Annotated in this window: 8 protein-coding genes; 6 read left to right on the forward strand and 2 right to left on the reverse strand. The window is 70.5% G+C overall.

Translation table 11 applies throughout. The features are described 5' to 3' along the window. The coding region (locus AC1DZ6_RS13800) for a ribonuclease HII (protein ID WP_477097735.1) at positions 1-536 on the forward strand (536 nt) is incomplete at its 5' end. Between the two features lie 13 nt (positions 537-549). On the opposite strand, the gene AC1DZ6_RS13805 is transcribed toward AC1DZ6_RS13800, so the two are convergent. Then, entirely contained in the window at positions 550-1107 is a 558-nt protein-coding gene (locus tag AC1DZ6_RS13805) for a dihydrofolate reductase family protein (RefSeq protein ID WP_477097736.1), read from the reverse strand. A 206-nt stretch (positions 1108-1313) separates the two neighbouring features. Here AC1DZ6_RS13805 and AC1DZ6_RS13810 point away from each other — a divergent pair, with 206 nt between their 5' ends. After that, on the forward strand, positions 1314-2390 hold the full coding sequence (locus AC1DZ6_RS13810) for a DNA methyltransferase (RefSeq protein WP_477097737.1): 1077 nt from the start codon (positions 1314-1316) through the stop codon (positions 2388-2390). A 143-nt stretch (positions 2391-2533) separates the two neighbouring features. Here the strand turns inward: AC1DZ6_RS13810 and mutY are convergent, their stop codons facing one another. Then, positions 2534-3586 carry an A/G-specific adenine glycosylase gene (gene mutY / locus AC1DZ6_RS13815; protein ID WP_477097738.1) on the reverse strand — a complete coding sequence of 351 codons (1053 nt, stop codon included), beginning with the start codon at positions 3584-3586 and terminating at the stop codon, positions 2534-2536. Between the two features lie 182 nt (positions 3587-3768). Between mutY and AC1DZ6_RS13820 the strand changes: the two genes are divergently transcribed. The 4 genes from AC1DZ6_RS13820 to AC1DZ6_RS13835 all read left to right on the forward strand — a co-directional run. Beyond that, positions 3769-4311 carry a DUF721 domain-containing protein gene (locus AC1DZ6_RS13820; protein WP_477097739.1) on the forward strand — a complete coding sequence of 181 codons (543 nt, stop codon included), beginning with the start codon at positions 3769-3771 and terminating at the stop codon, positions 4309-4311. 138 nt (positions 4312-4449) lie between these two features. Then, on the forward strand, positions 4450-5085 hold the full coding sequence (locus AC1DZ6_RS13825; protein WP_477097740.1) for a DsbA family protein: 636 nt from the start codon (positions 4450-4452) through the stop codon (positions 5083-5085). After that, the gene (locus tag AC1DZ6_RS13830; protein WP_477097741.1) at positions 5082-5723 is read left to right on the forward strand and encodes a thioredoxin domain-containing protein; all 642 of its coding nucleotides are present in this window, start codon (positions 5082-5084) and stop codon (positions 5721-5723) included. The genes AC1DZ6_RS13825 and AC1DZ6_RS13830 overlap by 4 nt, the downstream gene beginning before the upstream one ends. A gap of 13 nt (positions 5724-5736) precedes the next feature. Beyond that, a partial coding sequence (locus AC1DZ6_RS13835; protein WP_477097742.1) for an AAA family ATPase occupies positions 5737-7960 on the forward strand: 2224 nt, incomplete at its 3' end.

Raw genomic sequence — 7960 nt, forward strand, 5'->3', positions numbered from 1 at the left:
TGGATCCGGCGCGGGTGCCCAAGGGCCTCAACGACTCCAAGAAGCTGACCGCCAAGGCGCGCGCGGCGCTGGAGATCGAGATCAAGTCGGTCGCGGTGGCGTGGTGCGTCGGCCTGGCCACGATCGAGGAGATCGAGGAGCTCAACATCCTGCACGCCGCCGGCCTGGCCATGTGCCGGGCCATCGAGGGGCTGTCGGTGAAGCCGGACATAGCCCTGGTCGACGGCAATTACCGTTTCAAGCTGCCCTGCCCGATCAAGACCGTGGTCAAGGGCGACAGCCTGTCCTGCTCGATCGCGGCGGCCTCGATCCTGGCCAAGGAGGCCCGCGACCGGATCATGGTCGAGATGGACACGGTCTATCCCGGCTACGGCTTCGCCGGCCACAAGGGCTATCACGCGGCCGTCCACGTGGAAGGCCTGCGACGCCTGGGTCCGTCGCCGATCCACCGGATGAGCTGGGCGCCGGTCAAGCTGGCGCTGTCCGGCGAGCTGGCCCTGGACGATGCCGTGTTTGACGACGCGCTCGAGGTCTAGAGCACCTCGCCCGTCAGGACGCCACGGAGAGCTTTCGAACCGGCCGATAGCTCAGCCCGTAGTCCAGCAGCACCACCCCGCGCTCCAAGGCCTCAACGCCGTTCAGCCGCATGTCCCGCAGGCCGCGTGAGGATTTCGGAAACAGCGACCGCCCTTCGCCCATCAGCACCGGCGCGACCAGCAACTCCAGGCGGTCCAACGCCCCGGCCTCGATCATCCCGGCCATCAGCCGCCCGCCGCCGACCACCCAGACGTCGCCGTCGTCCAGCGCCCGCAGATGGTCGATCAGGGCCGGCAGGCCGTCGGTCCAGAACCGCGTCTTCTCGCGCACGCTGGTCCCGCGTCCCGAGGTGAGCACCAGGCCGCGCTTGCCGGCATAGGGCCACCCAATCCCCAGGCTGGGGATCAGGTCGTAGGTGCGCCGGCCCATCACCACCGTGCCGATCTGGTCGATGAACCGCTGATAGCCGTGCTCGACGCCGACGAACGGCGCCAAGGGCTCGACGCTCCCGTCGAGGTCGGCGACATGGCCGTCCAGGCTGGCGGCGATCAGTCCGCGAATGACGGCCATGGCGCCCTCGGAAAATCAGGCCGCCAGCATTTCAGAACAATACAGGAACATCAAGCATCCACTCCGTCGCGCCTGGGGTTTCTGAGTCTATTCGGACTCAATCCACACCCAAGCGTGGGGTTAACAGGCCGGTAACCATGCCCGTTCACTCCGGCGTAACCATCAAGACTCATGATTCCGCTCAGTGTTTTTAACGGGAAGCGGACATGTCCTTCGGGCCTGAAACCATCATCCAGGGCGACTGCATCGAGGCGATGAACGCCCTGCCCGAGAAGTCCGTGGACCTGATCTTCGCCGATCCGCCCTACAATCTGCAGCTGGGCGGCGACCTGCTGCGTCCGGACAATTCCAAGGTCGACGCGGTCGACGACCACTGGGACCAGTTCGAGAGCTTCGCCGCCTACGACAAGTTCACCCGCGAATGGCTGAAGGCCGCCCGCCGGGTGCTGAAGGACGACGGCGCGATCTGGGTGATCGGCAGCTATCACAACATCTTCCGCGTCGGCGTGGCCGTACAGGACCTGGGCTTCTGGATCCTCAACGACGTCATCTGGCGCAAGTCCAACCCGATGCCCAACTTCAAGGGCACCCGCTTCGCCAACGCTCACGAGACCCTGATCTGGGCCTCCAAGAGCCAGGGCGCCAAGCGCTACACCTTCAACTACGACGCCCTGAAGATGGCCAATGACGAAGTGCAGATGCGCTCGGACTGGACCCTCCCGCTGTGCACCGGCGAGGAGCGCATCAAGGGCGCGGATGGCGCCAAGGCCCACCCGACCCAAAAGCCGGAAGCCCTGCTTTACCGGGTGATCCTGTCGACCACCAAGCCGGGCGACGTGATCCTGGATCCGTTCTTCGGCGTGGGCACCACCGGCGCCGCCGCCAAGCGCCTGGGCCGCCGCTTCGTCGGCATCGAGCGCGAGGCCGACTATATCGAGCACGCCAAGGCTCGCATCGCCAAGGTCGTGCCGATCGCCCCCGGCGACCTGGACGTCATGGGCAGCAAGCGCAGCGAGCCGCGCGTGCCGTTCGGCAACATCGTCGAGGCCGGCCTGCTCAACGCCGGCGACACCCTGTACTGCGCCAAGGGCTCGCACGCCGCCAAGGTCCGGGCCGACGGCTCGATCACGGTGGGCGACCTGTCCGGCTCGATCCACAAGGTCGGCGCCCTGGTGCAGTCGGCCCCGGCCTGCAACGGCTGGACCTATTGGCACTTCAAGACCGACGCGGGCCTGGCTCCTATCGACGTCCTGCGCAGCCAGGTGCGGGCGGGAATGAACTAGATCTAACTCCGCTCATCCCGGCGAATGCCGGGACCCAGATGGAATGGCGTTGAAGCTGATGCCAAAAACGCTGAGCTCTTCCAATCAGCTACATCGCTTTGGGATCTGGGTCCCGGCATTCGCCGGGATGAGCGGGTTGTTGTTCAGATCAGCCGGTCTGTCCCCGCCTTCGCGGCCTTGAGGAACACGCTCGGCAGCGCGCCCAGTCCCTCAGGGTCGGTCCAGGCGAAATCGCCCTCGCCGTTGCTCTCGGCCCGCAGCACCCGCAGGGTCAGTGAGAAGTGGGTGAAGACGTGCTCCACGGTCCCGAAGTCGCGCCAGGCGCCGGCGGCGGGCGCGGCCTCGGCGGCTTCGGCGTCGGTCCAGGGCGTGGCGCGCCAGTCGCTGGTCGGCAGGCCCAGCATGCCGCCCAGCAGGCCCTTGGGCGGGCGGCGGACCAGGGCGACGGCGTCGCCGCGCGTCAGGACGTAGGCCACCCCGAACCGACACGGCCGGTCGGCCTTCCTGGTCTTGCGCGGATAGGTCTCGGGCGCGCCGGTCTTGAACCCCGCGCACCAAGCCTGGATCGGACAGCGGTCGCACAGCGGCCCCCTGGGCCGGCAGACCGTGGCCCCCAGGTCCATCAGCGCCTGGGCCCAGTCGCCCGGGCGCTCGGCGGTGACCAGCTCGCCGGCCAGGCGTTTGAGCTCCGGCTTTGCGTCGGGCACGGGGTCTTCCACCGCGAATAGCCGCGCCATCACCCGCTCGACATTGCCGTCAACCACATTGGCCTCGCGGTCGAAGGCGATGGCCGCGACGGCGGCGGCGGTGTAGGCGCCCACGCCCGGCAGGGCGCGCAAGGCGTCTTCGGTGTCGGGAAACACGCCGCCATGGTCGGCCGCCACGGCCCGGGCGCAGGCCAGCAGGTTGCGAGCCCGGGCGTAGTAGCCCAGCCCCGCCCAGGCGGCCATCAGGTCGCCGTCCTCCACCGCCGCCAGGTCCGAGACCGTCGGCCAGCGCTGGGTGAAGCTGAGGAAATAGGGCGTGGCGTGCGGCACGGTGGTCTGCTGCAGCATCACCTCCGACAGCCAGACACGGTAGGGATCGGAGCGTAGCCCCGTCTTCCCGGCAGCCGGCCCGGTGCGCCAGGGCAGGTCCCGCGCCTGGGCGTCGTACCAGGCCAGCAGGGCGGCGCGGAGGGCGGGGATGTCGAGCATGCGGGAGCTATGACAGAGCCTTACCAAACTTGTCATCCCGGACGAGCGCGCAGCGCGAAGATCCGGGACCAACGCGTGAGCGCCGCGTTTCCGGCGGTCCCGGGTCTACGCTTCGCTACGCCCGGGATGACAGCCGTTGTTGATCGCTCCCGCCAGCGGTTTCCGTCTGCTACTCTCCTCCCATGCGCCGTCGCCCCCTGCCCACCGCGGAAGAAGCCCTCGAGATCCTCAAGCGCCGCCGCACGCGTCCGCAGAGGCGCCCGCCGCCGCCGGCCGGCAAGTCGCTGGCCCCGCTGATCAAGAAGCTGGATGAGAAGTTCGGCCAGGGCCCGAGCATACTGAAGGCCCGCTGGCGCGAGATCGTCGGCGAGACCCTGGCGCGCCGCACCGAGCCCGTCCGGGTCATCAAGAGCCGCACCGGCGAAGGCGGCACCCTGGAGCTGCGGGTCGACGGGCCGGTGGCCTCGCTGATCCAGCACCAGGCCCCCCAGATCACCCAGCGGCTGGACCTGCTGCTGGGCAAGGGCGCGGTGACCAAGCTGCGCATCGTCCAGGGGCCGGTGAAGGCCCAGGCCGCGCCCGTCGCCGCCCGCTCCCGCCGCAAGCCGCCGCTGGACGCCGCCCAGGAACGCGACCTGGCCGACAGCCTGGCCGACCAGCCCGAGGGCGGACTGAAGGAGGCCCTGCTGAAGCTGGGCCGAGGCGTGCTGCGCGATCCACGCTGAGCCGGCGTCTCCCGCCCCGGTGCTGGATTGACAACCGCACGTTCGATAGGCTGATGCGACGCCTTACCCGCGCCCTTTTCACGCGACTAAAGAATCGCGCTTAACTTCACTGTTCACGCCTATCCCAGGGAAGATCACATGCGTTCGCTGACCCGCCGGCTCCTGACCGCCGTCGCCCTCACCGCCTCTCTGGGCGTCGCGCTCGCCGGCTGCGACAAGAAGGAGTCGGTCTCGGCCGACGACATGTCGCTGGGCAACGCCAACGCCAAGGTCACGGTCGTCGAGTACGCCTCGGCCTCGTGCATCCACTGCGGCCGCTGGAACAACGAGGTCTTCCCGGCCTTCAAGACCAAGTACATCGACACCGGTCGCGTGAACTACGTCTACCGCGAGTTCCTGACCGAGCCGGTTCAGGTGGCGTCCGCCTCGTTCCTGATGGCCCGCTGCGCCGGCAAGGACAAATATTTCTCGGTGCTGGATTCGGTCTACCGCTCGCAGGAAGAGATGTTCACCACGGGCGACTATCGCGGCGTGCTGCTGCGCGTCGCCCAGTCGGCCGGCATGGACGAAGCCCAGTTCACCAGCTGCGTCACCAACGAGAAGAACCTCAAGGCCCTGAACGACCGGGTCGAGAAGTACCAGGCCGACGCCAAGATCACCGGCACTCCGACCTTCATCGTCAACGGCAAGAAGATCCACGGCGACGACGGCGGCGAGGCCTCGCTGGCCGAGCTGGACGCCGCCATCGCCGCCGCCCAGGCCGCCGCGAAATGATCCTCGACCGGCGCGCCCTGATCGGCACAGGCTTGGCGGCTTCGGGCGCGGCGCTGGTCGCCGTCCCGACGGTCGCGCGCGCCGCGCCGCTGCCGGCGGCCGAGGGCGACATGGCCCTGGGCTCGCCCACGGCCAAGGTGCAGGTGGTCGAGTACGCCTCGCTGTCCTGCACCCACTGCGCCCACTGGAACAACGAGGTCTTCCCGGCCTTCAAGAAGCAGTTCATCGACACCGGCAAGGTCCGGTACGTGTTCCGCGAGTTCCTGACCGAGCCCTACCAGTTCGCCGCCGCCGGCTATCTGCTGGCCCGGCGCATGGGACCGGCCAAGTATTTCGAGGTGCTCGACGCGGTCTTCCACCAGCAGGCCGCGATCTACGAAAGCGAAGACCTGTGGGGCGGCCTGCTGAAGATCGGCAAGGGCTTTGGCCTCACCGAGGCCCAATTCACGACCGCCCTGCAGGACAAGGCGGCCCTGGCCGCGGTCAACGCCCGGGTCGAGAAGGCCGCCGCCCGCGACAAGATCGAGGTGACGCCCACCTTCTTCATCAACGGCGAACGCCTCGAGGGCGGCCAGCCCATCGAGACCTTCGCGGCCGCGATCGCCAAGGCGGCCCCAAGCAAGCCCGCCAAGGGCTGAGGGAAGGGCGCACGTGCAATTCCAGCGCCTGCGCCTTCAAGGATTCAAATCCTTCGTCGAACCGACCGAGTTCCGGATCGAGCCGGGCCTGACGGGCATCGTCGGGCCCAACGGCTGCGGCAAGTCCAACCTGCTGGAAGCCCTGCGCTGGGTGATGGGCGCCAACTCGGCCAAGGCCATGCGGGCCGGCGGCATGGACGACGTGATCTTCGCCGGCAGCGGCAATCGCCCGGCCCGCAACCACGCCGACRTCACCCTGACCATCGACAACGCCGACCGCACCGCCCCGGCCCAGTTCAATGACGATCCGGTGTTGGAGGTGGTGCGCCGCATCGACCGGGGCGAGGGCTCGACCTACCGCATCAACGGCCGCGAGGTTCGGGCGCGGGACGTCCAGCTGCTGTTCGCCGACGCCTCGACCGGCGCCAACTCGCCGGCCCTGGTCCGCCAGGGCCAGATCAGCGAGCTGATCGGCGCCAAGCCGCAGAACCGCCGCCGCATCCTGGAAGAGGCGGCCGGGGTCTCGGGCCTGCACACCCGCCGCCACGAGGCCGAGCTGCGGCTGCGGGCCGCCGAAACCAACCTGACGCGGCTCGAAGACGTGGCGCGCGAACTGGAAGTGGCCCTGAACCGGCTGCGCCGCGAAGCCAGGCAGGCCGAGAAGTACAAGCGCCTGTCGGCCGAGATCCGCGCCGTACAGGGCGCCGTGCTCTACACCCGCTGGACCGAGGCCCGCGACACCCTCAACCGCACCCAGAGCGACGCGACCGAAGCGGCCCGAAGCGTCGAAGACACCGCCCGCGCCGCCGCCACCGCCCAGACCGCGATCCTGGCGGCCGAAACCGCCATGCCGCCGCTGCGCGAGGAGGCCTCGATCGCCCAGGCGATCCTGGGCCAGCTGGCCATCCAGAAGGACCGGGCCGAGCGCGAGGCGGAGGCGGCCCAGGCCGAGTTCGAGCGGCTGTCGGCCGACCTGACCCGCATCGACGACGACCGGGCCCGCGAGGCGCAGGGCCTGCAGGACGCCGTCCAGGCCCTGGCCCGCGCCGACGCCGAGCTGACCGAGCTGCGCGCCCAGATCGCCGCCGCACCGGCGCGCGGCCCGGAGCTGGCCGACGCCGCCAAGGCCGCCGAGGAGAACCGCGCCAAGGCCGACAGCGAGGTCGAGCAGCTGGCCGCCCGGGCCGCCGCCGAGGAGGCCCGGGCCCGCGCCGCCGCCCAGCGCCTGGCCGAGGCCGAAAGCCGCCTGGCCCGCACCGTCCGCGCCCTCGAGCAGGCCAAGTCCGAACGCGCCGCTGTCGGCCCCGTGGTCGACCCGGCCGCCGCCGAGGCCCGCCAGCGCTTCGCCAACGCCGAGGCGGGTCTGGCCGCCGCCCGCGCCGCGCTCGAAGAGGCCGAGGCCGTCCGGGTCAAGACCGCCGCCGTCGAAGCCCAGTCCCGCGACCTGGCTCGCAAGGTCGAGGACCAGCTGGGCCGCCTGCGCACCGAGGCCCGGGGCCTGGCCCAACTGACCGCCCCCCGCGCCAAGAGCGGCTTCTCGCCGGCTCTCGACGCGGTGACGCCCGAGAAGGGCTACGGCGCCGCCCTGGCCGCCGCCCTGGGCGACGACCTGGAAGCCGCCCTGGATCCCCGCGCCGCCTCATTCTGGGCCGGCGCCGAGGCCTCGTCCGTGGCCTGGCCCGACGGCGCGACGCCGCTGGCCCCGCTGATCAAGGCCCCGCCGGAACTGGCCGCCCGCCTGTCGCACGTGGCCGTCGTGGCGCGGGCCGACGGCGACCGCTTGGCAAAGGGCCTGCCAGTGGGCGCGCGGCTGGTCTCGAAGGAGGGCGACCTGTGGCGCTGGGACGGCTTCGTGGCCCGCGCCGACGCGCCCAAGCCGGCCGCCGTGCGGCTCGAGCAGCGCACCCGCCTGGCCGAGGTCGAGGCCGAGATCGACCAGGTCGCCCCCCGCGCCGAGGCCGCGACCGCCGCGCTGAAGACCGCCGCCGACGCACTACGGGTCGCGGAAGAAGCCTTGCGAGATAGAAGGCGCGGTCCACCCGACGCCGAACGCCTGCTGACCGGAGCCCGCGAGCAGGTGACCCGCTATGAGCGCGAGGCCGCCCAGCGCGAGGCCCGCGCCCAGTCGCTGGACGACACCATCGCCCGCTTCGAGGCGGAACGCGTCGAGGCCGACACGGCCTTGGCCGCCGTCCGCGCCGAGAGCGCCGGGGCCGAGAGCGCCGCCGACCTGGCCC

This window comes from Caulobacter sp. P1_B12_2, from assembly GCF_056406675.1.